Origin of the sequence: Vibrio bivalvicida, assembly GCF_001399455.2 — a bacterium.
GTDB lineage: Bacteria > Pseudomonadota > Gammaproteobacteria > Enterobacterales > Vibrionaceae > Vibrio > Vibrio bivalvicida.
On sequence record NZ_LLEI02000067.1, the window covers coordinates 1 to 1,535 of the forward strand.

At 40.8% G+C, this 1,535-nt stretch carries 2 protein-coding genes; one reads left to right on the top strand and one right to left on the bottom strand.

Features of this window, described 5'->3' with window-relative positions; translation table 11 throughout:
- Positions 1–73 precede the first annotated feature (73 nt).
- A complete protein-coding gene (locus tag APB76_RS19075) occupies positions 74–1,045 on the top strand; it encodes an IS110 family RNA-guided transposase (RefSeq protein ID WP_054963667.1) in 972 nt (323 codons plus the stop codon).
- A gap of 18 nt (positions 1,046–1,063) precedes the next feature.
- Here APB76_RS19075 and APB76_RS19080 read toward each other — a convergent pair whose 3' ends face one another.
- Positions 1,064–1,432, bottom strand: a complete 369-nt coding sequence (locus APB76_RS19080; protein ID WP_054963668.1) for a hypothetical protein — start codon at positions 1,430–1,432, stop codon at positions 1,064–1,066.
- Between the last annotated feature and the right edge of the window lie 103 nt (positions 1,433–1,535).

The window sequence follows — 1,535 nt, forward strand, 5'->3', positions numbered from 1 at the left end:
AGAACTGAACAGTATTGGGCTATTATGTATTCTCACCTAATTAAGCAACAAAGCCAGCAAGAGTTAGCTTATTATGAATACAAACACACTTCAAAACATTAATGTCGGCGTTGATACTGGTAAATCACAATTAGACATTTATATCCGCCCTCTCGATATTTACTTTACTGTCCCGAACAACGAAAAAGGCATCAAGGAGGCTGTTAAAAGAATCAATAAACACCAGCCTCAAAGAGTTGTCATCGAAGCAACCGGACGCCTAGAAATGCCCTTCATCCTCGCCTGTGATAATGCCAAGCTACCCTACGTTATTGCCAACCCATTACGTATAAAGAAGTTTGCCGGAGCCATTGGTCAACGTGCCAAGAATGACCGTCTAGATGCCGCTCTCATTGCCCACTATGCTGAGAAAGTTCAGCCTGAACTCACCAAGCTAAAAAGCCAAAACATACGCCTTATGAGTGACTTAGTCACAAGGCGCAACCAATTGCTCACCATGCAGACCATGGAAAGAAATCGACTACAAATATTACCAAAGAATCTCTCATCGACTATTACCCCTATCCTTACCGCTCTGAAACATCAGATAGAAAAAGTAGAAGCAAAGATAGCAAAGCTGATTGATAGCTGCCCTGAGTATCAAACCAAAAATACGATTCTCCAAAGCATGCCTGGCGTTGGCAAAGTCCTTGCTGCATCCTTAATTAGTAATGTGCCCGAGTTGGGCTTTATTACTAATAAGCAAGCCTCTTCTCTCATTGGTGTTGCTCCAATAACAAGAGAAAGTGGCCGTTTTAAAGGCAAACGAATGATACAAGGAGGACGGGCTCAAGTTAGAACCGTTATGTATATGGCGATGATGTCCGCCATCCAGTGCAACCCGGTTTTTAAGTCAACTTATGAACGTTTACTTGCGGCAGGAAAGCCAAAAAAAGTCGCGATAGTTGCCTGTATGAGAAAGATGGTTGTGGCCTTAAATTCAATGCTCAGAGACGGTGTAATGTGGGATAACAATAGCGCCAAAAATTTACTATTGACGCCATAGTCTCTTGTTATGTGAATGTTACTTCAATATTGAAGCATATAGTAGGCTACAGCGGCCAGGAAATGCACTATAAGCAGGATTATCTGTAATCCCCAAATTTAACGGTCTTTGGGCTGCATGTGCAGCTAATAGAACTGCTAGCATATCTTTAAATCCAGCCCCATCGTTACGAGTTGTCAAATATTTAGTATCACAATTTAAACCTTTGAGATCAGCAATACCATTAGTTATCTTAATTTCAACGTTACCCGCTTTGTGACCGAATGAGTTTACATTTAGTACTGCAACACTGTCTAACATTACAGGGCCGATATGAACATCCTTTGCATGGACAAAATTGCTAATAAAAACAAAACTAAACACCGCTAAAATCTTACACTTTCTCATACTAGATACCTCAATTACATTTCTATATAAAGTGGGAATAAATTCATATAACGCCCTGCTAAGTGGCTAGCAACGCATACCACAACACTCAAACCAACCACCG

Coding starts and splice junctions, on each gene's coding strand:
- APB76_RS19075 (WP_054963667.1), top strand. CDS start 74: ATGAATACAAACACACTTCAAAACATTAATGTCGGCGTTGATACTGGT.
- APB76_RS19080 (WP_054963668.1), bottom strand. CDS start 1,432: ATGAGAAAGTGTAAGATTTTAGCGGTGTTTAGTTTTGTTTTTATTAGC.